General features: G+C 42.2%; 24 protein-coding genes and 1 other RNA gene. 10 read left to right on the top strand and 15 right to left on the bottom strand.

What is annotated here, in order from left to right; genetic code table 11:
• Positions 1–18: 18 nt before the first annotated feature.
• The gene (locus AADY36_RS02335) at positions 19–1,284 is read right to left on the bottom strand and encodes a D-tagatose-bisphosphate aldolase, class II, non-catalytic subunit (RefSeq protein ID WP_342408447.1); all 1,266 of its coding nucleotides are present in this window, start codon (positions 1,282–1,284) and stop codon (positions 19–21) included.
• Between the two features lie 274 nt (positions 1,285–1,558).
• On the opposite strand from AADY36_RS02335, the gene AADY36_RS02330 reads away from it, so the two are divergent.
• Positions 1,559–3,019, top strand: coding sequence for a Gfo/Idh/MocA family protein (locus AADY36_RS02330; RefSeq protein ID WP_054561075.1), 1,461 nt, complete (start codon positions 1,559–1,561; stop codon positions 3,017–3,019).
• A 145-nt stretch (positions 3,020–3,164) separates the two neighbouring features.
• On the opposite strand, the gene AADY36_RS02325 is transcribed toward AADY36_RS02330, so the two are convergent.
• From AADY36_RS02325 to AADY36_RS02315, 3 genes are all read right to left on the bottom strand, one after another.
• Positions 3,165–5,843: a M14 family metallopeptidase gene (locus AADY36_RS02325; protein ID WP_342408446.1), complete on the bottom strand. Its 2,679-nt coding sequence runs from the start codon at positions 5,841–5,843 to the stop codon at positions 3,165–3,167.
• A gap of 139 nt (positions 5,844–5,982) precedes the next feature.
• Positions 5,983–8,229 carry a S46 family peptidase gene (locus AADY36_RS02320; RefSeq protein WP_342408445.1) on the bottom strand — a complete coding sequence of 749 codons (2,247 nt, stop codon included), beginning with the start codon at positions 8,227–8,229 and terminating at the stop codon, positions 5,983–5,985.
• Between the two features lie 172 nt (positions 8,230–8,401).
• Positions 8,402–8,644: a YdcH family protein gene (locus AADY36_RS02315; RefSeq protein ID WP_054561078.1), complete on the bottom strand. Its 243-nt coding sequence runs from the start codon at positions 8,642–8,644 to the stop codon at positions 8,402–8,404.
• A 250-nt stretch (positions 8,645–8,894) separates the two neighbouring features.
• Between AADY36_RS02315 and AADY36_RS02310 the strand changes: the two genes are divergently transcribed.
• Together AADY36_RS02310 and AADY36_RS02305 are read left to right on the top strand one after the other, a co-directional pair.
• A complete protein-coding gene (locus AADY36_RS02310; RefSeq protein WP_054561079.1) occupies positions 8,895–9,524 on the top strand; it encodes a response regulator transcription factor in 630 nt (209 codons plus the stop codon).
• Positions 9,511–11,076: an MASE1 domain-containing protein gene (locus tag AADY36_RS02305; protein WP_054561080.1), complete on the top strand. Its 1,566-nt coding sequence runs from the start codon at positions 9,511–9,513 to the stop codon at positions 11,074–11,076. The genes AADY36_RS02310 and AADY36_RS02305 overlap by 14 nt, the downstream gene beginning before the upstream one ends.
• Before the next feature lie 10 nt (positions 11,077–11,086).
• Here AADY36_RS02305 and AADY36_RS02300 read toward each other — a convergent pair whose 3' ends face one another.
• The 3 genes from AADY36_RS02300 to rsmI form a co-directional block, all read right to left on the bottom strand.
• A complete protein-coding gene (locus AADY36_RS02300; protein ID WP_054561081.1) occupies positions 11,087–11,608 on the bottom strand; it encodes a hypothetical protein in 522 nt (173 codons plus the stop codon).
• Positions 11,609–11,964: 356 nt separating this feature from the next.
• An RNA gene (gene rnpB, locus AADY36_RS02295) (RNase P RNA component class A) lies at positions 11,965–12,316 on the bottom strand.
• Between the two features lie 42 nt (positions 12,317–12,358).
• Complete coding sequence (gene rsmI / locus AADY36_RS02290) at positions 12,359–13,216, bottom strand: 16S rRNA (cytidine(1402)-2'-O)-methyltransferase (protein WP_269407340.1); 858 nt, start codon at positions 13,214–13,216, stop codon at positions 12,359–12,361.
• Between the two features lie 61 nt (positions 13,217–13,277).
• On the opposite strand from rsmI, the gene AADY36_RS02285 reads away from it, so the two are divergent.
• The 4 genes from AADY36_RS02285 to dolP are packed head-to-tail and all read left to right on the top strand — an operon-like array spanning position 13,278 to position 16,751.
• Positions 13,278–15,155, top strand: a complete 1,878-nt coding sequence (locus tag AADY36_RS02285) for a penicillin-binding protein activator (RefSeq protein ID WP_342408444.1) — start codon at positions 13,278–13,280, stop codon at positions 15,153–15,155.
• Positions 15,156–15,193: 38 nt separating this feature from the next.
• The gene (locus tag AADY36_RS02280; RefSeq protein ID WP_055020790.1) at positions 15,194–15,565 is read left to right on the top strand and encodes a YraN family protein; all 372 of its coding nucleotides are present in this window, start codon (positions 15,194–15,196) and stop codon (positions 15,563–15,565) included.
• 32 nt (positions 15,566–15,597) lie between these two features.
• Complete coding sequence (locus AADY36_RS02275; protein ID WP_054561085.1) at positions 15,598–16,185, top strand: SIS domain-containing protein; 588 nt, start codon at positions 15,598–15,600, stop codon at positions 16,183–16,185.
• Complete coding sequence (gene dolP, locus AADY36_RS02270) at positions 16,185–16,751, top strand: division/outer membrane stress-associated lipid-binding lipoprotein (protein WP_054561086.1); 567 nt, start codon at positions 16,185–16,187, stop codon at positions 16,749–16,751. Before AADY36_RS02275 ends, dolP begins: the two co-directional genes overlap by 1 nt.
• A gap of 65 nt (positions 16,752–16,816) precedes the next feature.
• Here dolP and AADY36_RS02265 read toward each other — a convergent pair whose 3' ends face one another.
• The 7 genes from AADY36_RS02265 to rplM all read right to left on the bottom strand — a co-directional run bounded on the left by AADY36_RS02265 (position 16,817) and on the right by rplM (position 22,055).
• Positions 16,817–17,257, bottom strand: a complete 441-nt coding sequence (locus AADY36_RS02265; RefSeq protein ID WP_054554182.1) for a ClpXP protease specificity-enhancing factor — start codon at positions 17,255–17,257, stop codon at positions 16,817–16,819.
• Positions 17,257–17,883 carry a stringent starvation protein SspA gene (gene sspA, locus AADY36_RS02260; RefSeq protein WP_054554181.1) on the bottom strand — a complete coding sequence of 209 codons (627 nt, stop codon included), beginning with the start codon at positions 17,881–17,883 and terminating at the stop codon, positions 17,257–17,259. The genes AADY36_RS02265 and sspA overlap by 1 nt, the downstream gene beginning before the upstream one ends.
• 79 nt (positions 17,884–17,962) lie before the next feature.
• On the bottom strand, positions 17,963–18,700 hold the full coding sequence (locus AADY36_RS02255; RefSeq protein ID WP_054554180.1) for a cytochrome c1: 738 nt from the start codon (positions 18,698–18,700) through the stop codon (positions 17,963–17,965).
• Positions 18,697–19,962 (bottom strand): cytochrome b, encoded by a 1,266-nt coding sequence (locus AADY36_RS02250; protein ID WP_054554179.1) that lies wholly within the window; start codon positions 19,960–19,962, stop codon positions 18,697–18,699. Before AADY36_RS02250 ends, AADY36_RS02255 begins: the two co-directional genes overlap by 4 nt.
• Positions 19,962–20,552 (bottom strand): ubiquinol-cytochrome c reductase iron-sulfur subunit, encoded by a 591-nt coding sequence (gene petA / locus AADY36_RS02245; RefSeq protein ID WP_054554178.1) that lies wholly within the window; start codon positions 20,550–20,552, stop codon positions 19,962–19,964. The genes AADY36_RS02250 and petA overlap by 1 nt, the downstream gene beginning before the upstream one ends.
• A gap of 673 nt (positions 20,553–21,225) precedes the next feature.
• On the bottom strand, positions 21,226–21,618 hold the full coding sequence (rpsI, locus tag AADY36_RS02240) for a 30S ribosomal protein S9 (protein WP_095209788.1): 393 nt from the start codon (positions 21,616–21,618) through the stop codon (positions 21,226–21,228).
• Between the two features lie 8 nt (positions 21,619–21,626).
• Positions 21,627–22,055, bottom strand: coding sequence for a 50S ribosomal protein L13 (rplM, locus tag AADY36_RS02235; protein WP_054561088.1), 429 nt, complete (start codon positions 22,053–22,055; stop codon positions 21,627–21,629).
• A gap of 95 nt (positions 22,056–22,150) precedes the next feature.
• Here rplM and AADY36_RS02230 point away from each other — a divergent pair, with 95 nt between their 5' ends.
• Positions 22,151–22,429 (top strand): hypothetical protein, encoded by a 279-nt coding sequence (locus AADY36_RS02230; protein ID WP_342408443.1) that lies wholly within the window; start codon positions 22,151–22,153, stop codon positions 22,427–22,429.
• A 100-nt stretch (positions 22,430–22,529) separates the two neighbouring features.
• Here the strand turns inward: AADY36_RS02230 and zapE are convergent, their stop codons facing one another.
• Complete coding sequence (zapE, locus tag AADY36_RS02225; RefSeq protein ID WP_054561089.1) at positions 22,530–23,618, bottom strand: cell division protein ZapE; 1,089 nt, start codon at positions 23,616–23,618, stop codon at positions 22,530–22,532.
• A 178-nt stretch (positions 23,619–23,796) separates the two neighbouring features.
• Here zapE and AADY36_RS02220 point away from each other — a divergent pair, with 178 nt between their 5' ends.
• Together AADY36_RS02220 and AADY36_RS02215 are read left to right on the top strand one after the other, a co-directional pair.
• Positions 23,797–24,240 (top strand): YhcB family protein, encoded by a 444-nt coding sequence (locus AADY36_RS02220; protein WP_055020791.1) that lies wholly within the window; start codon positions 23,797–23,799, stop codon positions 24,238–24,240.
• 123 nt (positions 24,241–24,363) lie between these two features.
• Positions 24,364–25,716, top strand: coding sequence for a Do family serine endopeptidase (locus AADY36_RS02215; RefSeq protein WP_054561091.1), 1,353 nt, complete (start codon positions 24,364–24,366; stop codon positions 25,714–25,716).
• Positions 25,717–25,796: the final 80 nt, after the last annotated feature.

The following is a 25,796-nucleotide window of genomic DNA, read 5'->3' as shown; positions in this document are numbered from 1 at the left end:
ATTCTCTCTCAACACCACTTATTGATTACAAGCACGCGAATAGGTATTCGTTACTTCCATTATTTTATTGAGTACTAACTCACGAGGTGATGAGTTAATTTGGCCATTGATCAATGCCTTGTATTGCGCTGGCATAAACTGACTAAGCAAGGTCTGTGGGATAATTTGCCCTTCTAAGTTTTCAAACAGTGTTTCTACAGTTTGTTTTATTTCATCTTCAGGCCAGTAATAACGAATACGGTCGCTATAACTATAAGCTCTAAACAGCTTAGCTTCAGCACCTTGTGTTGGGTAAAACTTATTCCAGTAATGTGGCTTTTCAAGCATGATGCGCTCACATACATCACGTAAATTAGAGCGGTTAGCCGCTTCGACTAATTGATCTTCAATATAAGATAATGCAAACAACCCTTCGCGTAGTGCATAGGTAAGCTGAGGACCCACTTTTAATATGGCAAAGTGATCTTGTACCAGTTCGTGGTAGCAATGATCTGGCTGATAGTCGGTAGAGTGAGCCTCATAAACAAGGTTATCGACAGTGGTGATAAACTCTTTTAGTTTTTGAGCTTCATTACGTTGATAATCAAAAATTTGATGGTTATCAAACTCAACTCCTGGCTGCACAACAACAGCAATAACGCGTGACCAGACATCGCTTATATTTAAGTTCGCAAATGCAGCCTGATGTAATTCGATTGTTTGCTGCACTCCCTCAACATGAGATACCTCAATAATTTCATGTTCTTCTGTAGCGCCACCCGGAGGAGGAACCTCAGTACCCACCACATAAAGAATATCGTTATCTTTTGCTACCGACTCAGCGGCTTGGCACATCAATGCGGCACGCTTGGCAATTTCGGCATCAGCTAAACGTTCTCCATCGTCAGCGCATGGCATACTGGCATCTAAATGAATTTTCTTAAAACCAGCGCTTGCATAGGCTTTTACTAAGTCAACAGCTTTTACCATTGCAACCTCTGCAGGCTCATTTACCCAACACACTGGCCCTAAATGATCACCCCCCAAAATAACGCGCTGGGTATCTAACCCTACTTTTTCGGCTATTGTATGAACAAACTCAACGAAGTCATGGGGCTTCATCCCTGTGTAACCACCAAACTGATTAACTTGATTCGCCGTAGCTTCAATTAAAATTTCGGTGTCATCATTGAGAGCTTGCAACATTGCTGCTTCGATAACGAGCGGGTGTGCACAACACACAGAATAAATACCCTGCGCTTGCCCTACTCGATTGTTATTTATAATCGTTTTTAATGCATTCATGGTTTTCTCCAAGCAGCTTACGCCTATGGTTAGATACGTGATTTGAAATTACAGTAGCACAGCGCGAAACGCTGCGCAACAAAACGAAAGATAGTGAAAGATGCAAAATAAGTTTAAAACACGCTAAACACACTATTACATAAGGATTAAAATGATAAAATCCAAAGTTACGAAAGAATTTGAAAGCATTTAATTGTAATTGACTTTGAGTTGCGATATAACAGAAACAACTGAAACCCACTATTAAAATAATCTCAGTGATTTAGGTATCGTTATGACAATAGATAGACGTAGTTTTTTAAAATCTGCCGCAGCCATTACCGCCGCGACAGTCGTGACTGGCTGTGCAAAAAGCCAACAAGGTGATAATCAAAGCACACCGCTTGCAGCTCAAGGTAAAAGTGTAATGGGCTTAGCTGTGCCAGCAATGGATGTGGTACGTGTTGGTTTTATTGGGGTTGGTCAACGTGGTAGCGGCCATGTTAAACATCTTTGCCATATTGAAGGTGTTGAAATTAAAGCTATTTGCGATACAGATCAGCTAATGCTAGATAAGTCTGTTAATTATGTTGTTGAAAAAGGCTTACCTAAACCAACTGCTTATACGGGTTCTGATAAAGCCTATTTAGACATGCTTGCTCGCGATGACATCGACATTGTGATCATTTCAACCCCTTGGAAATGGCACACACCTATGAGTGTTGAGACCATGGAAAGTGGTAAGCACGCCTTTGTTGAAGTACCTGCAGCAACCACGATGGAAGAGTGTTGGCAACTAGTAAACACTGCTGAGCGCACGCAAAAGAACTGCATGATGATGGAAAACGTTAACTACGGCCGTGACGAGTTAATGGTTTTAAACATGGTTCGTAAAGGCGTATTTGGTGAGTTACTGCATGGTGAAGCTGCTTATATTCATGACCTGCGTTGGCAAATGAAAGAAATTGACCGCAGCACAGGTTCTTGGCGTACTTACTGGCATACCAAGGTAAACGGTAACTTATACCCAACCCATGGTTTAGGCCCAGTTTCTCAGTATATGAACATCAACCGTGGTGACCGCTTTGATTTTGTTACATCAGTCAGCTCACCTGCACTTGGCCGCGCAGCTTACGCAGAGCGTGAATTTCCTGCGGGCCACGAACGTCGCTCACTGAAATTTACTGCTGGCGACATGAACACCAGCATTATTAAAACAGTGAAAGGTCGTAGCATTATGGTTCAGCACGACACCACAAGCCCTCGTCCGTACAGCCGCCATAACTTAATTCAAGGTACTAATGGCACATTTGCTGGATTCCCTAACCGTATTGCTCTTGAAGATGTGCCACCAGCCATCGCGAAAATTTACCAACAGCAATATGAAGCTGAGCTCGCTGCCTGGGAAAAAGCAGGTTCGCAGGGTCGTAAGCCACATATGCAAAACTTTCATAGCTGGGATCAAGATATGGAAAAGTGGCGTGCTGAGTTTGATCACCCACTATGGAAACGCATGGGTGAAGAAGCGGTCAAGAACGGTGGCCACGGCGGTATGGACTTCATTATGCTTTGGCGCATGATCTACTGCTTACGCAATAATGAGCCACTCGATCAAGATGTATACGATGCCGCAGCATGGTCATCAATCTTCCCGCAAAGTATGGCATCAGTTGCAGATAGAAGTAACAGCAAAACGATTCCAGACTTTACCCGTGGCGCTTGGCAAACAGGTAAGCCACTAGGGATTGTGTCTTAGCACTTTCTCTCCTTGGAATACTAAAAAGCCCGCCCTTTGCCCTGCGGGCTTTTTTATTGCCCACTCTTTTTGGAATTGTGTTTTATAGATATCTAAACACAAAAAAGCCCGCAACATCGGCGGGCTTTTTGATTAGACTAAAACCTTACTGAGCATGTGCTGCAGCACGGAAAATCGTGTTAGTTAACAGTACATTCATGCCTTCAAGGTAGGCACGGTAGGTTGGTGACTGTGTAAAGCCTATCACCATGCCTTTGCCTTGCGGTTGATGAACAAGCAATGGCTTATACGCAAGCTGTGCTTTATTTTGCTGCCATAGATAACCACTTGCTAGCACATCATCTTTACCTGTAAACCAAGCTAAGTTTTTACCTGAGTTCAGTTTTATTGGCGTGTAAATATCATTACCGTAAGCTACCGCAACAAGGTCTTTATCAACCCCAGCGGTTAACCAATGCTCTTGGTCTACTTCAACATTTGCAAGTACACCGGCTACATAGTCTGGCGATGTATGTGGCTCAATGCTAGCTGCTTTTAAATCATCGCGAGAAGCAAATAACTGCCCTGCCACTTTACTACTTTTATCATCACTGCTACTTGCTTTATCTTCTCGGTAAGCTTGCTCGCGTTGAACATCTAACAAACCGTAATCAGCATTAGTGGTAAAGCGGTTAGCATTACCTAGGGCAATCAACACGCCACCCGCTTTAACCCAGCTTTTTAAATTAGCTGCACCCGATTTACCTAGTGCTTGCTCGTAATTACCTTCTGGTAAAATAAGCACTTGGTAATCACTTAAATCAGCCCAAGCAAGCATGGGTGTGCGAATAGCTGTCACCGGGTAGCCAAGCTGTCTTTCGATAACAAAACGAGTGTTACCGGCGCTTAGCTCACGAGTGGCTGCATCCCATGCAATCGCCACTTTTGGTGCTACCATAGGCACTGTTTTGTTACTACCAAAGCTTGGGCCTTCAATCACCCAACTTGAATCCACACCATCAACTATTGCACCAGTTTGCTCAGCAATTTGGCTAATTTTGGTGAGTAAGTCTTTATCGTTTAGGCGTTTTTCGATTACTAAGCTACCCGCTGGGTAGTTAGTTTTATCACCCAATACAAATGCTTGATCAGCACTTTTCAGTTTAATGCCAGCTTGCAGTGCTGCTGTTAAAAAGCGTGCTGCGGCCGTATCACCCCAAGCAACAATATAAGCCACTGAGGCTTCTGGATTATTCACTTTACCAAGCAATGTGTCGTCGGCCTGAACCGCTTTACTATCTGCGCTAACTGCGCGACCACAACTATCGCTATCAACATTAAACATCATCGGCAGCGACCAACCTGTGACATCGTAAATTTCATCACCTAGGTTACGAGCACGACGTCTTTCTTGCTCTTTCACAAATGCTTCAGCCATATCTACTTGATCTGTAAACGTGGTACGCACAAATACCCCGCGTGGCTGCGCGGTATCAATAAAATAGCTACCCGCTTTATACTTAACGCCACAGGCTTTGAAGTCTTCAGTTGCTTGTTTAACTTCAACACCATGCTCAGCCATTAAGGTTGCGAGTCTATGAGCGCCTTCACGGTTACTTTGCTTAGGTAAAATATAAACACGCTCTTTGCTATCTTTACCCGAGTCAATTGCATCAACTTGATATTGATAAAAGTCACCTAGTAGTTTTTCACGTTGGTTGGCAGCCCCTTCGGCGGTCGAAATTGAGGCCACAAATTGACGCTTTACAGTATTAAAATAGGTGAGTAGTTCACCGGTATTTTTCTCAAACACGTGGCCACGTGCAGAGCCGACTTCGTAAGTTGATGCTGATGCACCATAAAATACTGGCCAGCTATCACCGTAACCTGGATAAAAGGCATCAAAGATTTCACGGGTAAAGTAATCAAAGCCAAACTCATCAAAATACTTCGCATGATTTTGCCCAATCGCATCCATGTTGGCGATTTGGGTTTTCGTCATATGCGGGTTAAATGGCTGAGCAGCCGGTGCAAAGTAGTAAGATTGGTCGCCGCCCATTTCATGAATATCAACCACCACTTGTGGTTGATATTTATTGATTGCAGCCACTCTACCTTTACTTTCAGGCTGAGTAAGCGCTAACCAATCACGGTTCATATCAAACAAATAATGATTTGTTCGGCCTCTTGGCCATGGCTCATTATGCTCCGCACTTAACCTATCTGCACTGTGCTCAAGACCCACGGTCGCATAATAACGAGTAACAAAACGCTCACGACCATCAGGGTTTTGTAGTGGGTCGATAAACACCACTGTGTTGTCTAAAATTTTACTGTTAACGGCATCATTCGGGGCTGCTAATAAGTGATATGCAGTGAATAGTGCAGCATCGGTTGAGCTAATTTCATTACCGTGCACGGCATACTGAAGCCACACAGACGTCGGTAAATTTTTAATTAGCGACTTAGCTTCTTTTTCAGAGGTAATACGCGGATCAGCCAAGGCTTGGGTGTTATTGGCGAGGGTTTCTAATGAGCGAATATGATCCGCGGTGCCAACCACCGCATAAACAAGCTCACGACCTTCCCAGCTGTTTGCGTACTTAAACACTTTAATACGATCAGGCGCAGCTTGTTCAAGGGCGCTTAAATAACGACGCATATCGTTGTAATTGGTAATGCGCTCACCTACATCGTACCCAAGTACTTGTTTAAATGTTGGTATTTGCTGATTATAAGCCGTGCCCGGCCACATTGTTTCGGTATTCGCTGCACTGGCATTAAAGCTTGCCGTTATTGCCACAACACTCACTGAAATGGCTTTTATTATTTGTTTGGCGCTCATTATTTTTCCCAAGTAAAAGTATCTGATTTGTACATTACAAAAGTATTGAAAATAAACAAATTAAAAACGTTAGATTGGCAAAAATTAAAGACATAAAAAAACCGCAGCGATTGCTGCGGTTATTATTAACATAGCGGAGCTATTTAACTAGGGTCATTTCATCAAGTAGGTAACCTGCGTTATCAACTTCTTCCATTAACCAAAGCATGTATCGAATATCAACGTGAATAGCACGGGTGATCTTGGCGTTAAAGTACCAATCTTTGGTGATTGATTCATAAGTCGAGTCAAAATTAAGACCCACTAATTCACCTTTACCATTCATGACTGGCGAACCTGAGTTACCCCCTGTGGTATCAGCGCTACTTAAAAAGTTGACTGGTACTGAGTTAACTTCAAGAGGTTTAGCCGCCTGAGGCTCACAACCAAAGCTGAATAAGCTACAACTTACGCCTGGTAGACCTAAGTCACCACGGTAATACGCGCCAAATGCTTGCTTTTTGTATGCTTCAAGTACTTTATCGGTAACAACAAATGGTTTTTCACCTGTGTGTTTAGCCACTAAACCACGTAGTGATGTAAATGGCGTTTTATACACAGCATCTGCTGCTGGGTAACCATCAACTTGTGCATAGCTTACGCGTAATGTGCCATTTGCATCTGGGTAAACTGGCTTACCTTTGGCTGTATTAAAGGCGATCACGGCTTGCATATATTGCGGACGAATTTCAGCTAAGCGACCCGCCATTTCTTTTTTATCAGCTTCTTGTGCCATGTTGGTATCGTATAGAGCAACAGCTAACTTTATGAATGGATCGTTTGATGCTTCAAACTCTGCGACAGATTTACCAATCCAGTTAACACGTGCTTCTACATCTGTAAGCTCTGTATTAGCATAAAAAGAAGCAATAATCGCATCAAGCTCAGCCTGTGTAGTGGTATCTGTAATACCTAAGCCGTCGTTTAATGCCGCAACTTGCGCTGCTTTATCTTGCGCTAAATAGTTACCTAAGTAGCTTAACCATAAGGCTTTATCGACTTCAGGCGTAAACTGTTTTTGTAAACGCTCTAAACGCGCTTTAAGCATAGGAAGATCGCGCTCTTGATAACCCATTTCGCGCTCTGCATTAGGCTTTTCGCTTTCTTTAGCTAAGCGGTATAAACGAATTGCCGTACTTAATAAGTCTGCGCGTTTTGCGTAATCAAAGTAAAAATGGCTTTGTTGCTGTGCGTGCGCTTCTACTAATAATGACTGTAATGCGTGATATGAATCTGCGTACGCTTTACGCTCAGCACTTTGTGCAAACCAAGCTAAGTATTCTTGCTCTTGCGTAGCTTTAATTCCCGGAATATCCGTTACTTTAAAACCATCCTGTAAGCCTTCCAGTTTCTTTAAACGGTTGTTAGTGCTTTTTACACGAGAGGCATATTTAACTTGTGCTTGCTCATCGCCTTTGCTCTGCTTGGCAATCACATCAAGGGTCATGTTGTAAGTATTAAGCAATGTAGGATAATACCAACTCGCTGAATAATTTACTTCATCTGCTAGTTTATAGCGGCTAGTGCGGCCAGGGTAACCTGCCACCAGCACACCATCACCTAAGCTTACGCCGCTCGCATTCACTTTTAAGAACGACTTTGGCTCATAAGGTACGTTATCTTCGCTGTAATCTGCAGGCTTGCCATCTTTACCAACATAACCACGTACGAAAGTAAAATCCGCCGTGTGACGTGGGTATTCAAAGTTATCGATGTCACCACCAAAGTTACCTAGCGCTTCTGCCGGAGCATACACTAAGCGCACATCTTTGATCATCAGTTGTTTGATCATGAAGTACTCTAAGCCATGATGGAAATCACGGACTGTACAACGGTAGTTAGGATCTGATTCACACTCACTGATCAAGGCTTTGCGGTTTGCTTGAATCGCCTCAAAACGCGCTTTGCCGTGTAGATCTGCTGGTAAGTTACCCAGTACGCGATCTGTTACATCATCCACTTGTTCAGTTACGTACAAACGCTCTTGCGGGCCTGCTGGTAATTCTTTTGACAAGTCAGCTGCTAAAAAGCCTTTTTCAATTAAGTTATTTTCTGGTGTGCTGTTATTTTGAATCGCGCCATAAGCACAGTGATGATTAGTTACAGCTAAGCCTTTTGGTGACACAAATGACGCAGAGCAATAGCCTAAACCAACCACTGCATTGAGTGGATATTGGTTAAGATCTGCCACTTGTGAAGCCGGTAATTCGATACCGACGCGGTCAAACTCGCTTTGTAATTGTTTTAATTGATGCGGTTGCCACTGCCCTTCATCAGCGTGTGCGCTACCTACAGCGACAACCCCCATGAGTGCTAATGAAGTAGTAATAATATTTTTTTTAATCATGTTAATCCCAGTCAGTGCAAAGCACTATTCCATTGTTGCCTTAAAAAATCGCGCTAAGACTACCATAACCTTGATTGAGTAAAGGGATATTGCGATTAAATACGATTGGAGAGTAAAAATAGAGGAGAGAAAAAGCTCCTACCGTTAGCAGGAGCATTATTCGATTCATTTATTAAGCATTAGCTTTTAAAAAGTCATAAAGTTCATCTTTTAGCACGGCGCGTTGATGCTTCTTTTCATGCATGTCCGCATCTTCTATTGGAGAGTCTTGCAACTCAAGAGAGCGAATTTCTTTATCCATATCATCGTAACGTTGCATGGTTTTCTTGAAGTGAGCATCGTGTTTCGCGAGGCTATGGATTAATTCATTAAACTCAGGGAATTCATTCAATAACGAGTGTTTTTCGCCTAGCATGGGCAACTCCTTTAGCTAGAATTTAAGTTCAATTTCACTGTACCACTGCAACATACAGAGTCAACGCAGTAACCTTGTCCGAGATCAATTATCACAACGATTCAGAAAATATAGCGTTTAAACTAGAAATGTTCCTAAGCTTTAGTCCCATTAAAATCAGGACACATGAACGCGTATTTAATTAATATAAGAATAATTCCTAGACATAACTTATTGAATTAGGGATATAATAAAAATCTATGGAGGGATTATGCGAATTGGAATCATTGAAGATCATCAACTGGTTAGAGATAGCTTTAAAAAATTATTAGAGCTACAAAACGGGTGGCAAGTTATCATAGAAGCCTGCTCAGTCACTGAGGCAAAACTTGCTGTTAACTTAGAGCAACCTAATGTATTTATTGTTGATATATCAATGCATGACGGTGAAAACGGACTCGCATTTCTTACCTATCTAAACACTCACTTTCCCGACATAAAAACCATTGTTGCTTCTATGTATGACTACGAGCCATACGTTAGCAACGCCTTAAAGCTCGGCGCTCAAGGTTATGTTTCTAAACGCTCAGCATCAGAAGCTTTAATTGATGCAGTCAATTCAGTTATTAAAGGAGGGCGCTATATCAGTGAAGATGTGAAATTTAATACTACTTCCCCTGCAAGCAAACTTTCTTTTTTAACACCAAGAGAGAAAGAGGCACTTCCCTTATTTGCCAAAGGGCTAAATGCTAAACAAGTTGCGCAACAACTCGATATGATGCCCAAAACAGCCCACGTACATAAAACGAATATATACAACAAACTTGAAGTCACTAATTCATTTGAATTATTAAAAGTTGCTATAGATTCCGGGATGATCACACTTGATGAACTGGCATAAGCTCGTTTCAACAAAGTGTTCTTCACTTAGCTTAATAACTGAAGCATTTAACCAGTTATTGGTGTTTGCGCTTTACTTTTTAGCCTTATATTTATCCTCTTGGGTGAGTAATCATTTAGAAACCGTTGCCCAAAGTAGTGCTATATACCTGCCAGCAGGGGTGAAGCTCGCATTTTTTGTTATTTTTCCAGTGCGATTTTGGCTAATGCTTTGGATTGCTTCTCGACTTTATGCGTCGTATTTAGGTGTCTATTACAATGGTGAATGGAGCTTTGATTTATTTCACGGTTTCTTTCAAGAATTAACCTATATGGCTATCGTCTACAGCTTTAAGAAAAGCCGCTGGCCACCAAAAATCACCTCTAATTCCGGGGCTTTGTCGTTAATTCTACTAGCCGTTTTTTCAGCTTCTTTTAAATGGTTTTTGTTTTCGAGCGCCTTTGAATTCACAACCTGGTTAGAAGGTAAGCAAGTATTACAATATCAACTTAATATGACATTAGGCGACTTGACGGGAACATTATTAGTGGCCCCAGCATTATTGTTAATTAGCCAAAGCTACAGCCTTGTGCCCTCTCGTCATCATGCTGTTATTTTACTAAGCTTATTAGCACTGGCATCTATTTACATTGTTAGTTACCTAGGCCACTCAGATCTTTACCCTTTGCTACGCCTTTGCTCACTTCTACCGGTAATTTGGTTCTCTTATAAATTTGGTATTAAAGGAGCAATAGCAAGCGCCTTGGTAAGTAATACGCTGATCGTTGCACAAGCAGGCCTCACCCAAGATGCGACCAATACTTACATTAGCCAATTATTTATCCTGGCCAATTCAGTAACAGGGTTACTGGTAGGGACCGCCACTAACGAGTTAAAGATCAAAAATAATCAACTACAAGCCAGTAACGAAAAACTCACTGCGCTGCTTGAGAAAAATAAACAGCTCGCTAAACGCATGGTAACTGTGCAAGAAAATGAGCGAAAGTATTTGTCTCAAGAACTTCATGACGAATTAGGCCAAAATCTAACAGCACTTAAAACTGACCTGACGGTACTTTCGATAGCACAACGAAATAATGAAAATACCCTCGTTGAAGGCCTAAAAGAAAATGCAAAGGCGATGTATGACTCTGTTTATCAAATTATGCATCACTTAAGACCTAGAGAGCTTGATGAGCTTGGGCTAGAGCAAGCTCTTAAAGAAGGACGCTTTAACTCTCTGCTAAGTAAAGCATCAATCAAATACGTAGCTGAAATAAACTTAAGTTCAGCAATATCAGATGAACATCAAACAGCTATTTACAGAATTTGCCAAGAAGCAGTCACAAACTGCATCAAGCACAGTACAGCCACAGAGCTAAGGCTCAGCTTGTTGGCTCACGAACAGTATATATGCCTTACTATTATGGATAATGGAAAAACCAAGACCACACTGCAAGAGTCTGGTGGCTACGGGTTATCATTTATTGAAGAGCGGGTTATTGCCCTTGGCGGTACATGTACGGTTACTGAAATAGATGGATTTAAAATTGAAGTATACTTTGATATTTGAATACAACTAGTTACCTTAAATAAACCTGCTTGGTAAGATATTTTTTCTTAATATTCGCAAGCTGTATTTCTGCTTGATTACCTATAAGCTGTAACAACAAGCCATGCGCTATTTCCCTTTCGCCCAACTTCGATTTAACAACAACTTCTTTACCAATTGCACCTTGCAACCTCGGTTTAGGAAAACTCGCTTTAGTAACGGGTTTAAGCCCCTCGTTTTCAACAAACAAATTTAGACAATGCTGCTTAGCGGCACTGATCCAGTCATCATGGGATTTAACAATATCAACGTTATTTAGAAAGTGTATCAAAGCGCTATTTCGACTACTAAATTCGCTCGAAACATCAGACATATTTTTCACTTGTGCCCACTTACGAATAACAACGTACTTGCCTTGCTTGAGCCTAGCTAAACTCGTAGACGCCCCCGTCATCCTGCTATACCATTCAATTCTGTAACAAGAAGAGCCTAAGCTATGAAGAAGAATAGTCGTATTGCCAAACTCCTTAGTACTTCCCTCAATAACACTCATTTTCAATCCATTAAGCATAAGTAAATTAGATTTAAAGGATATACAGAACAAGCCGTTATGATAATGAGTGACTTTCTTAGTGTGGCTAAGAAAAATTCCTAGTTTGCAGAGAATGGTTAAACAACTGAAGAGTGCCCTCTTGATAATAAAGAGCAAACAATTTCGATTTGGTTTGAGGCTTTCGAAAACATGGCTCTTTTAGAAAACAAAAAGCCTCGGTAAATACCAAGGCTCTTGTATAAGTTGGTGAATCAGCCAATAAGCCGCTGTTTTGTATGCGCGGAGTGGATTTTCTTAATTTTGTGTCCATGTAGATAGCAAAAAGCCCCGCATTGCTGCGAGGCTTTTTATGTAATTTAGTGAGTCAGCCAATAAGCCGGGTTCTGTCGTGGATAATCATTCGTCTAGGCCATAAATTGCTCTATGGCTCAAGCAACCTACCCGGTTCCAACGTGGGCCACGCCATAAGGAACCCTATTTGGTCTTGCTCCGGGTGGAGTTTACCTTGCAACCAACTGTTACCAGTGGCCCGGTGCGCTCTTACCGCACCCTTTCACCCTTACCAACCGAAGTTGGCGGTCTCCTCTCTGCTGCACTTGTCGTAGGCTCGCGCCCCCCAGCCGTTAGCTGGCACCCTGCCCTGTGGAGCCCGGACTTTCCTCCCCCTGCGCATTTTCGTTGCAGGCAGCGATTATCTCGGCTGACTCGGCGCGCAGTATACCTGAGCGCGCACGTCTATGCAGTAAAGAATTAGCCTTTTTCGTCAATAATTGCTTTATAAAGTGCGTTTTTCTTCAAACCAAAATACTCAGCCACAACACCACAGGCTTTTTTCAGTGGCATTTCGGCTTCGAGTAAACCTAGCATGCGGCGCGCATCTTCTGGAATATCGTCACTTTGCTTTGCTTTACCCGGTAGCATAAGTACGATTTCACCACGCTGCTTAGTGGGATCATCCGTTAAGAACTGTTTTAGCTCGGCAACTGTGCCATTGAAAAAGGTTTCGAAAGTTTTGGTAAGTTCTTTGGCAAACACTACTGGCTGCTCTGCACCGAGTGCTGCTTCTAAATCATCAAGGCTCGCCATAATACGGTGGGTACTTTCATACATGATGCTAGTAATACCTGAGTTTACCGCTTCAATGAAAAAGGTCTGCCTTGCTTTACTCTTTGCTGGTGTAAAACCAATAAACTGAAAACGATCTGTTGGTAAACCAGAACAACATACAGCGGTAATTGCAGCACATGCTCCCGGCACTGGCGCGACGTGCGCGCCTTGTTCACGGCATAAATTGACCACCGCATAACCAGGGTCGCTAATAAGTGGCGTGCCGGCGTCAGATACCAGCGCAATGTTCATTCCTTGCTCTAACCAATCTACAATTTGTTGCGCTTTTTGTTTCTCGTTATGGTCATGCAGAGCAAAGGTTTTTGCTTTGATATTAAAGTGGCTTAACAACTTTCCTGTATGACGAGTATCTTCAGCGGCTATTAAGTCAACCTCAGATAGGGTTTGGATGGCACGCTGGCTGATGTCATCAAAGTTACCAATAGGCGTGGCAACAATGTAAAGAGTGCCGATTTTATCTGAATTGTCCTCATTTAACATTGAGGTCTCCTGCGTCAGTCAGTAATATAAGCAAATCGCGTTAACGTATCGGGAAATCATTGTGCGACTTAAACTTGTTAGTCTATTAATTGTATTGTCAGGGTTATCGGCTTGTAGCACAACCGAAAAACCTCGAAATAGTGCAGAAAATCAATCGAGCCAATCGAGTATTGCGCTATCACAGCTAACCGACGCACAATCTATGTACCAAGCGGCGCTAAACCGTCAAGGTGCCGATAAAATCCAGCTTTTATATACTGCACGTGATGCGGCTATCAGTGAAGAGCGCTGGGCACTGCTAGAAAAAATCTGCCTCGAACTTGAAGCAACCCCAAGTGTGGACCAAATTCAAAACAAACTTTACATTGCCCTTGCGCAAGAGCATCAAGGCAAAAGCAACTTAGCTTTAGCTCAGTTACAACAACTTGAGCCTCAGTTAAGCCAGCCAGAGCATCAAGCATGGCATCAATACCTGACAGCGCGCGTTTACGCGTCGCAAGGTATGCCAAAACAAGCAATGCCTTTCTTTTTTAAGGCATCAACACTTAGCAGCGAAAATAACTTTACCGTTGCCAATTTAAACAAAGATTTATGGCAAAACCTAACCCAGCTTTCATCGTACGCACTTGAGCGCTTTAACCGAGGCTCTGTGGTGCAACAAGGTTGGGTTAATTTAGCGCTTTATCATCAAGTGTATTTAGGTGCGCCTGTAGAACTTCACCAAGCAATGAATAACTGGCTGCGTCGCTACCCGGGTCACCCAGCCGCTGAAGTGCTGCCAAAAAAAGTGACTGAGCTGGTACAAATTGAACCTTTAAATGTGAACCGTTTAGCTGTGCTTATTCCACAATCAGGTGCTAATGAGCGATTAGGTGATGCCTTAAAAGCCGGTGTGCTTGCGGCCTTAGATGGACAGCCATTAGAGCAAACCCTATTTATTGATGAATCACTATCAGCTGCAGAGATCTCACTCAAGCTAAGCGAATTTAATGCTGATTTTATTATTGGCCCACTACTAAAAAGCAATATCGAAAAGCTTACTAGCGCACAAACACTGGTTGATTACCCGGTAATGCATTTAAACACCTTTGATGGTGAGCGCATTTCACAGCAGCATTTTTTCTTTGCACTAAGCCCTGAGCATGAAGTTCAGCAAGCATTAGAGCGATTTTTAACAGCAGGCTATCAAAAGCCGATGTTGCTAGCCCCTAATAATAGTAACGGTCAGCGTTTAGTTGAACACTTTAATACGCAGTGGCAACGATACAGCGAAGTTAAACCACAAATAGGGTTTTACTCAGGTAAAGATGATATGCCGAAAACCATCACTGGCTTACTTGAAGTAGACCAAAGTAAAGAGCGTATTAAAGTCGTCAAATCATTATTCAAGCAAGAAGTAGAAAGTGAAACCCGCTCACGCAGCGACATTGACGTGATTTATATTTTAGGTGATGCCACCGAAACACGCTTAATCAAGCCTTATTTAGACGTTAATGTGAGTACCTTCGCAGATAGAATCCCGCTTTATGCCAGCTCAAAAAGCCACAGTAAACAAATTGATAGAACCGATAAAGGCGACTTAGATGGCCTTTATTTTACGGAACTACCTTGGATGCTTGACGGTCAAATTCAGCAACACAATTTACGCCAACAGTACGAAAGCTTATGGCCAGAAAACGCTGATATAAGCCAGCGCTTATTTGCCATGGCGTTCGATGCAGCCAGTATGCTCGGTGATGTAAAACAACTGAGTATGGTACAAGGCAAACGCTTTAGTGGTATCAGTGGTCAATTAAGCATTGCTAGTAATGGCTATGTTACACGCACCCTAGATTGGGCACAGTACAAGAATAAGAAAATCATTGCGGTTGATTTAGCGACTGAGCAACCAATCCCGCTATTTATGCAATCTGCTATTGGGATTAACGCCGCTGAATAACCTTTTTTAAAACGTAGTATTAGCTCAAGGATGAAGCTATGTCGTGGTTTAATCAATTGTGGCAAAATAGCCGCGAGAAAGGCCTGTATTACGAACATCAGGCAGAGCAGTATTTAATACAACATGGCTTAAAAGCCATTGAGCGTAATTACTTATGTAAATACGGTGAGCTTGACCTAATAATGCGTGACGGGCAAACACTAGTATTTGTAGAAGTAAAATTTAGAAAAAACGCCCTGCGTGGTGGTGCAAACTATGCGCTCAGCAAACAAAAGCAGCAACGATTAAGGCGCACGATTAGCCATTATCTTGCCGAGAAAAAGATCTCAAACCAGGCTATGCGGATAGATTATGTCGCTATAACAGGTGAGCTTAACAGCACCCTAAACTGGTTTAAAAATGTTTACTAACGCCGTTTGGCGTCGGCTTAATTTGGTAGGTTATGCAAGAAACGATAAAAAAAATCTTTACCGAAAATATTCAAGTTCAAATAGCGGCAGGTGAAGTACTGCCAAGCGCACTTGAATCGGCAGCGTTCACCATTGCACAAAGTCTTATTAATGGCAATAAACTGCTGTGTTGTGGCACTCCTAGCTGCCACATGTTGGCACAGCATATGGCTGGGCTGTTAATTAACTTTTATGAAACCGAGCGCCCATGCCTACCCGCAGTTGCGCTTGCACAAGATCAAGTTAACTTAGGCTCAGCCGCAAATAATGATGAGCACGAAACCTTTGCACGACAAATTCGTGCATTTGCACAGCAAGGCGACCTTTTATTAGCAATTGCTGTCAATGGTAATGAAAAGCAGATTATCTCAGCCGTTGAAGCGGCACTGACCCGTGATATGAAAGTGATTGTGCTTGTTGGTGATGATGGTGGTGAATTAGTTGGCTTACTTGGCCCAAATGATGTTGAAATTCGTGTTCCATCCAAACGCCCAAGCCGTATTGTTGAGTCACACTTAGTGAATTTACACTGCCTCAGTGAGCTTATCGATTTAACCTTATTCCCACAGGAAGAAAATTAATGTTTAAACAGTCTTTACTAGTATTTGGTACCGTTTTATTGCTGCAAGGCTGTGCAGCTGCCGTTGTCGCCGGTACTGCAGGCGCTGTAACTGCTGCGAATGATCGCCGCACGATTGGTTCACAAATCGACGATAACAACATCGAAATTAAAAGTTCTATTGCTATCAGCGAAAATGAGCGCCTACATAAATTTGCTAACGTTAACGTCATTAGCGTTAATGGCATTGTGCTTATGATTGGCCAAGTTGCTAACGCAGAAATGAAAGACGAAGCACAACGCGCTATTGAAGGCGTTGATGGCATTCGTAAAATCCACAACCAAATTCGCATTGGTTCAAATATTGGTATGAGTACGCAAACGCACGACTCTTGGTTAACTTCTAAAGTGAAAACGCAATTGCTCACCACAGAAAGCATCAGCAGCAATAACATCAAAGTCGTAACAGAGAATGGCGAAGTCTTTTTAATGGGCTTAGTGAGCGACTCTGAAGCGAATTTAGCGGTTGATGTAGCACGTAACGTATCAGGCGTTGAACGTGTTATTAAAGTGTTTGAATATCTGTAACGCTAAATAGATAATTAATAATAAAAAACCCGCTAAATAGCGGGTTTTCTTTTGTCTAACTAAGGTTACTTAATCACTCGTAAGTGAGCACCTTTTTTCTTCTCTGGTTTAGCAGGTGGTTCATCATCTGGCGTAATATCGTCAGGTGTTTCAACACTTTCTAATACCGGAGCAAAATCGTCTTCGTCCTCGATGAATTCTTCTGCAGTAAATACAGTCCCTTCACCATTCTCACGTGCATAAATTGCGAGCACAGCACCCATAGGTACGTACACTTGCATTGGTTGGCCACCAAAGCGCGCATTAAAGCTAAGCTGTTGGTTGTCCATTGCAAATTGTGTTACCGCTGATGGGCTAATGTTCAAAACGATCTGACCGTCTTGCACAAACTGTGTTGGTACTTGTACAGCAGGAAAATCAGCGTTAACCACTAAGTGTGGTGTGCACTGATTATCAACAATCCAATCAAAGAAAGCGCGTAGTAAATAAGGACGATTAGGCGTCATTATAAACGGATCTCACGCTCTGCTTCAGTTAGTGAAGCTTGGAATGATTCACGCTCAAATAAACGCAACATGTATTCTTTAAGCTCTTTCGCGCCTGCACCATTAAGCTCAATGCCAAGCTCAGGTAAACGCCAAAGTAGTGGTGCTAAATAACAATCAACTAAGCTGAACTCTTCACTCATGAAGTAAGGTGCTTCAGAGAAGATTGGTGCAATTGCAAGTAACGCTTCTGTAAGCTCTTTACGTGCTTGCGCAGCTTCGCTGCTACCGCTAGTGATTTTGTTAGCTAGGCTATACCAATCCGTGTCGATACGATGCATCATCAGACGACTACGGCCACGCATAACCGGATAAACTGGCATTAGTGGAGGATGAGGGAAACGTTCATCAAGGTATTCCATGATGATGTTTGCCTGATATAAACCAAGCTCACGATCGATCAGTGTTGGTACTGTACCGTAAGGGTTAATCTCATGAAGTGCTTCTGGCAGGTTATCCTTTTCAGCCAGGTGAATGTCAACACTTACACCTTTTTCAGCAAGTACGATACGTACTTGATGGCTATACATACAGTTAGCACCAGAAAACAGGGTCATTACAGGGCGCTTATTGGCAGCTACGGCCATGCCTACCTCCATTATATTACAAAAACAGCAATAGGGGCTTAAGCCCCTATCACAAAACTACCTTTCAAAATGCCCAGGATTAGTGAACATCTCTCCAGTATTCTTTCTTCAGCATGAATGCCAAGATAAATAGAATCACTAGGAAACCAATTACCTTAAGACCTAACGCTTCTGACTCTAAACGTGACGGCTCGCCAACGTAAGCTAAGAAGTTAGTTAAGTCACGAGCAGCACGATCGTACTCGTCAACACTCATTTCACCAGAACCATCTGTTTCAACGCCAACAACTTTAGTCACAGTGTGACCATGTTCTTCCACTTCTTCAGTGATTGGTGTTGGTAAACCTTGTAGTTCTTGAAGAACGTGTGGCATACCTACCGATGGGAAAACAACGTTGTTTACGCCAAACGGACGAGACTCGTCTTTATAGAATGACTTCAGATAAGTGTAGATCCAGTCAGTACCACGAACTCGCGCAACAAGCGTAAGATCCGGTGGCGCTGCGCCAAACCATTTAGCTGCGTCATCTTTATCAATCGCATTTTTGATGTGGCTACCTACTTTTGAGCCATCAAAAATTAATTGCTCTTGACCAATCTCAGTAGGAATACCGATATCGCGGAACGTACGCTCATAACGTTGATACTGCATTTGGTGACAACCAAGACAGTAGTTCATGAACAATTTAGCACCGCGCTGTAAAGATGCGTTATCTTTAAGGTCAATGTTCGCATCCATTAAAGGAACCGAAGGACCTGCTGCCATTGTCAACGATGGCAACAATGCGAATAAACCGATAATTAGCTTTTTCATCATTTCGTCAACCTCGTTGGTAATGGCTTAGTTTTCTCATTCTTGCTGTAAACAAATAACAATACGAAGAACATGAAGTATGTCACAGTCGTGATTTGTGATAACAGCGTTTTGAAATCAGTTTGTGGTGTAGCACCAACCCAACCCAAGATAACGAAAGTTACCACGAATTGTGCGATGTTTAACTTGTGTAAACCACAACGATAACGAATAGAGCGAACCGAACCACGGTCAATCCAAGGTAGTAACGCAAGCACTACGATAGATGCACCCATCGCCACAACACCCATTAACTTGTTAGGGATTGCACGTAGGATTGCGTAGAATGGCGTAAAGTACCAAACTGGGAAAATGTGCTCTGGTGTTTTCAGCGGGTTAGCTGCTTCGAAGTTTGGCGCTTCTAGGAAGAAACCATTCATCGCAGGCATAAAGAATACAACCCAACAGAATAAGATTAAGAAACCAACCACACCCACAATATCTTTTACTGTGTAGTAAGGGTGGAACGGGATTGCATCAACAATGTCTTTCTTGTTGGTGTAATACTCGTGGAATTTGAATTTAGGCTTATCTTCTTCAGCTACAGTGCCTTTCTTACGCTTAATTTCAACACCATCAGGGTTGTTTGAACCCACTTCGTGTAGTGCAACAATGTGTAAGAATACTAAGATAACGATTACTAAAGGTAATGCAATTACGTGTAGTGCAAAGAAGCGGTTAAGCGTAGCACCAGAAATTACGTAGTCACCACGGATCCAAAGCGTTAAGTCATCACCAATAACCGGAATCGCACCGAATAGTGAAATGATTACCTGTGCACCCCAGAAAGACATTTGTCCCCAAGGTAGTAAGTAACCCATGAAAGCTTCAGCCATAAGCGCTAAGAAGATGAACATACCGAATAACCACAGTAATTCACGTGGTTTTTGGTAAGAACCGTAGATCATGCCACGGAACATGTGCAGGTATACAACGATAAAGAACGCTGATGCACCTGTTGAGTGAAGGTAACGAAGTAACCAACCGTATTCTACATCACGCATGATGTATTCTACCGATGCGAAAGCACCTTCAGCAGATGGTACGAAGTTCATTGTTAACCAGATACCAGTTACGATTTGGTTAACAAGTACTAACATGGCTAAAGAGCCAAAGAAGTACCAGAAGTTAAAGTTTTTTGGTGCTGGATACTGTGCAATATGCATGTTCCAAACACGTGTCATTGGAATACGATCGTCGATCCAACCAATAATTTTACCAAACATTACGCCACTCCTTTTTCTTCACCGACTAGAATAGTCGTGTCATCAAGGAAGGTATACGGAGGAATTTCTAGATTTAATGGTGCAGGTACAGATTGGAATACACGACCAGCCATATCAAATTTAGAACCGTGACACGGACAGAAGAAACCGTCGTCTGTGCCCTCTACTTTCTCACCAAAGCCACCTTGTAGGAAGCTAGGAGAACAACCTAAGTGCGTACAAATACCAACAGCAACGAAAATTTCAGGACGTTGCGAACGATATTCATTGGTTGATGATTCAGGTTGTTGAGGCTCTTCAGACGCAGGATCACGAAGTTGACCTTCATGTTCTTTCATCTGTTCAAGCATTCTTGGTGTACGATTAATAACCCAAACAGGTTTTCCTCGCCACTCAACACGTATTAATTGTCCTGGCTCAAGCTTGCTGATATCTACTTCTACAGGCGCACCCGCAGATTTAGCTCGCTCACTTGGATTCCAAGACGCAATAAAAGGAACAGCAGCCCCAGCCGCACCAACACCACCAACAACAGAGGTAGCTATGGTTAAAAAGCGACGTCGGCCATTGTCTACAGGCGCATTGCTCATCCACTTATCTCCACTATGATTCCCAACACTTGCCATATTGAGAACATCAGTTACAGCAGGTTAATTTTTAGAAATTTCAAAATAGACGCGATCATAATTAAAACCCTTGATTAAAACAAGGTTATTCACAGTCTCATGCTCGAATAAACCCTATTTAATGAATTATTAATTTAGGTTAGCTCGAGTATGAAGCCGCTGGTTATGATAACGCATATAAAAAAACAATATACTGACCAAGATCAACCTCACTAAGAGGAAACAGAATTCTGCATTAGCTGTTGTTGAACTCACTCACATTACTTGCCCCCCAATTGTAGCAAAAAATTTCATCAATTAACTGATGGATTTAAGCTAATTTTGCTAAATCTTGAAGTTTTTTTACTGTAATACGTACTAATTATTATCAGTGGTCAAATATCGAACGAAAAAAGGTAGGGTTTTGCGCTTCAGCGAGATGCGAGATGCGAGATGCGAGATGCGAGATGCGAGATGCGAGATGCGAGATGCGAGATGCGAGAAGTATATGGGAATATTAAGCCTTGGCAAGAACTTGTTCATTCAAGCAGTGAGCCCTCTCTCGATCAGCTAAAAACTGACGGCTTAAAGCTGACAGCTCTGAAAAACAAAAAACCCAGCCGAAGCTGGGTTTTTGGTATTCTGATAAACGTAAATATTAACGTTTTGAGAATTGTGGACGCTTACGTGCTTTCTTAAGACCCACTTTCTTACGCTCAACTTTACGTGCATCACGTGTAACGAAACCTGCTTTACGAAGTGTAGGACGTAGAGACTCGTCAAACTCCATAAGTGCACGAGTGATACCGTGACGGATAGCACCAGCTTGACCAGTAGTACCACCACCTGAAACAGTGATGTGTAGGTCAAACTTTTCAGTCATTTCTACGTGCTCTAATGCTTGACGAACAACCATGCGAGCAGTCTCACGACCGAAGTACTCTTCTAGAGAGCGCTTGTTGATTACGATGTTACCAGTGCCTGGGCGTAAGAATACGCGAGCACTTGAACTTTTACGACGACCTGTACCGTAGTATTGATTTGCCATGATAGTGCTCCTTAAATGTCTAGAACCTGAGGCTGTTGTGCAGCATGGTTGTGCTCAGTACCTGAGTAAACTTTAAGTTTACGGTACATTGCGCGGCCTAAAGGACCACGTGGCAACATGCCTTTAACAGCTTTTTCGATGATCATTTCAGGCTTTGCAGCTTGAAGCTTGTCGAAAGTAGTAGACTTAAGACCACCTGGGAAACCAGTATGAGCGTAGTACATTTTGTCTTTTGCTTTATTACCAGTAACAGTAACTTTCTCAGCGTTGATAACGATGATGTAATCACCAGTATCTACGTGAGGAGTGTATTCAGCTTTATGCTTACCGCGTAGGCGACGAGCGATTTCAGTAGCGATGCGACCTAAAGTTTTACCTTCAGCGTCAACTACGTACCAGTCACGTTTTACTGTTTCTGGCTTAGCAACAAACGTTTTCATTTATTAAAATCCAATGTTTTTTAATTAAAACCACAGGTAATTATTATTAATTACCGCTCTAAGTTGAATGCTTTAACCCCTTCGAGTTTAAGACTTTGAGCCATCAATTAGAGGCTAAACTAATATCTGGCAATAGAACGCAACGTGGCAGACGCGGGAGTATACCAGCACTTGAACCACATTGCTATATGATGGTTGTTTTTTATTCGAGAAAATCAGCTATCAGCTATCAGCTATCAGCTATCAGCTATCAGCTATCAGCTATCAGCTATCAGCTATCAGCTATCAGCTATCAGCTATCAGCTATCAGCTATCAGCTATCAGCTATCAGCTATCAGCTATCAGCTATCAGCTATCAGCTATCAAAAACATAAAACCAGAGAAATAAATGTAAAGCTATTGTGGTTAAAAACATAAAAACTAAACCACTATCTCGATCAGCTAAAAACTGACGGCTGAAGGCTGACAGCTCTACTACGCTAGATGCTCTTTTGCTAAATACTCTAGCGATTGCATTTCTTGTAGTCGGCTAATACAACGCTTAAATTCAAAATTTAAGTTACCTTCGCTATATAGCTCGGTTATTGGCTTTTCAGCAGAAATAATCAGCGTTACATGACGCTCGTAGAATTCATCCACTAACGCGATAAAACGACGTGCGGCATCATCATTGGCTTGGCCTAATGATTTTACGTTAGACAAAATCACCGTGTTATAAAGTCGGCTTATTTCCATGTAATCAACTTGGCTGCGGGCTGTTTCACATAGTTCACTAAACTCAAACATAGCAATACAGTCAGACACTTTACGGGTTTTGATCATCCGCCCTTCAATTTCAATTTCTTTATCGAGCACACCGGGCTCAGGTGACAACTTATCGAAGTATTCAAATAAATTATCATCAGCTTGCTTATCAAGCGGACTATGGAAAATTTCGGCTTGCTCAAGGGTACGTAAGCGATAATCAACCCCCGAATCAACATTAACAATTTCGGTATTGGCTTTTACCAGTTCTATTGCTGGTAAGAAACGCGCACGTTGTAAACCGTTTCGATATAGCTCATCAGGCACGATGTTTGATGTCGCAACCAGCACAATACCGCGTTCAAATAATGCTTCCATCAAGCCACCTAGTAGCATTGCATCAGTGATATCTTGCACAAAAAATTCATCAAAACAGATAATATCCGTTTCTGATTTAAATATATCTGCAACCACATTTAATGGATTACTGGTATTTTTTAACTTTTTCAGCTCATCATGCACGCGATGCATAAAACGGTGAAAGTGCACACGCATCTTACGATCAGTAGGTAAAGCTTCGTAGAAAGTATCAACTAAATAGGTCTTACCTCTACCTACTCCGCCCCAAAAATACAGCCCTTTTATACTTGGCGTGCTATCTTTAGAGAATAGTTTGGCAAACCACCCCTTCGCGGCCGGTTTGTCTGCCGTTAGGTCATCATAGAGTCTTTGCAAATGGCGCACTGCATTTTCTTGCGCTGCATCATGTACAAAGTCTTCACGTTGTAAATCTTGTTGGTATTTCTGCCAAGGAGTCATAGGTCGTTACAATAAAACACAGTTAAATTTGCACAGTATATTAACACGCATCGTATCTCAGGGTATATTAGCCCGCAGTATGATTTCACAATCAAATTAAGCATATTTTAATAATGATTGGACTATAAATGCTTTTAAAGCATTTGTTTTTGTTATTTTTTCCCAAAGGGGTAGATTTATGGGCACAATTACCTGGATAGGTATTCTAATCATCGTTGCAATTTCAGCATTCTTCATTGGTGCTTTTGTAACCAAAAAACAATTTAAGCAAGACGAACTAGAACAACAAGTCGAGCAAGCTAACAATGCGCTTGAACAATATCGTCAAGATGTAGCTGATCATCTAGCGAGCACAGGTAAGCTAGTATCTAAAATGAAAGATAACTACGACCAGCTACTGAACCATGTAGAAGAAACAAATAAACTACTACTTGCTGATAAAAAACAGCATCCAAATGAGCCATTCTTTTCTAAAGAAACGACTGAGCAATTACAAAACTCATTACAAGACCGCAGAGGCGATCGTTCAAGTGCCGAAGCTCAGCCAGCTGACTATGTTGTAGGTGAAACGGGCCTGTTCACTGGCTCAGAGAAAGTTTCAGAACATTCTAAAGCCTCTTGATGAACTTTTTTTTGACCCCATAGTCTTTAGATATAACAGCTTTATATCTAAACCAAGAAAAGGGCTGCTTATGCAGCCCTTTTTAGTTTTTGCTTTATCTCTGAAGTGGAGTAAACCCAGACTATGAAAATGAAATTATCTGTTATCAGTGCTGCTATTTTATCTTCTAGCTTATTATTAAGCCCTGCAATTTCAATGGCAAAACTTCCTGTTGCTGTAAATGGTCAACAATTGCCAACCCTAGCACCTATGCTTGAACAGATCACACCGGGTGTGGTGAGTATTCAAGTATCAGGCTCTAAAGAAGTTCGCCGCCGTGCGACTCCTTTTGATGACTTTTTTGGTGTTCCTCGTGGTGGCAGTCAAAAGCGTGAATTTAGTGGCCTAGGCTCAGGTGTGATCATTGATGCAGACGAAGGTTACGTGGTAACCAATAACCATGTTATCGAAGATGCCGAAAAAATGGTGGTGACCTTAGAGGATGGCCGAGAATACGAAGCAACTAAAATCGGTAGCGACAAAGAATCAGATATTGCCTTGTTGCAAATTGATGCTGAGGACTTAACAGCGCTTAAAATTGCCGATTCAGATCAGTTACGTGTAGGTGATTTTGCAGTTGCCATTGGTAATCCATTTGGTTTAAGTCACACAGTAACATCAGGTATCGTCAGTGCCCTTGGCCGTAGCGGTTTAAATATAGAAGGCTATGAAGACTTTATTCAAACCGATGCAGCTATCAACCAAGGTAACTCAGGCGGCGCGTTAGTTAACCTTAATGGTGAGCTGATTGGTATCAACACCGCTATCTTAGGTGCATCTGGAGGCAACGTGGGGATTGGCTTTGCAATTCCATCTACCATGATGAAAAACCTTGTTGACCAAATTATCGAACACGGTGAAGTGCGCCGTGGCTCATTAGGTATTTCGGGTCGCCCACTTGATGCAGGCCTTGCTAAAGCACAACAACTCGACGTGAAACAAGGCGCTTACGTTATGCAAGTAATGGATGATACCGCAGCAAGTAAAGCGGGTATCAAAGCCGGTGATGTAATTATTAGCGTTGATGGCACCGAAATTAGTGGCTTCCATGAACTACGCAGTAAAATTGCTACACTTGGTGAGGGCAAAAAAGTAAAACTGGGCATTTACCGAGATGGCAAAGTTAAAACTGTTAATGTCACGCTCGATGGTGCATCAGCCACAACTGCCGCAGGCGAAGAGACACACCCAGCTTTCCAAGGTGCAACATTAGAAAACACTCAGAAGAGTGATGGTAAAGGTGTTGAAGTAACCGGCGTGCAAGCACGTTCTCCTGCTGCTCGCGTTGGCCTTGAAGAAGGTGACGTGATCATGCAAGTTAACCGTCAACGCGTTGAAACAATTCGCGACATGAATAAGATCATCGAAAATACCAAAGGTAACATCGTACTAGGTGTTAAGCGCGGTAGAGAGCTTATTTTCGTACTGATCCAGTAAACCTAGTTGATAAATCATGAAAAAATAACAGCGGTGCTTGCCGCTGTTATTTTTTTTGTGCCATCATTAAGGGATTGCTC

It is taken from the genome of Pseudoalteromonas sp. D15MCD-2, assembly GCF_038562745.1.
GTDB lineage: Bacteria > Pseudomonadota > Gammaproteobacteria > Enterobacterales > Alteromonadaceae > Pseudoalteromonas.
Note: the sequence above shows the minus strand (reverse complement) of the source record. Positions and strands in the feature narration are given on the sequence as shown.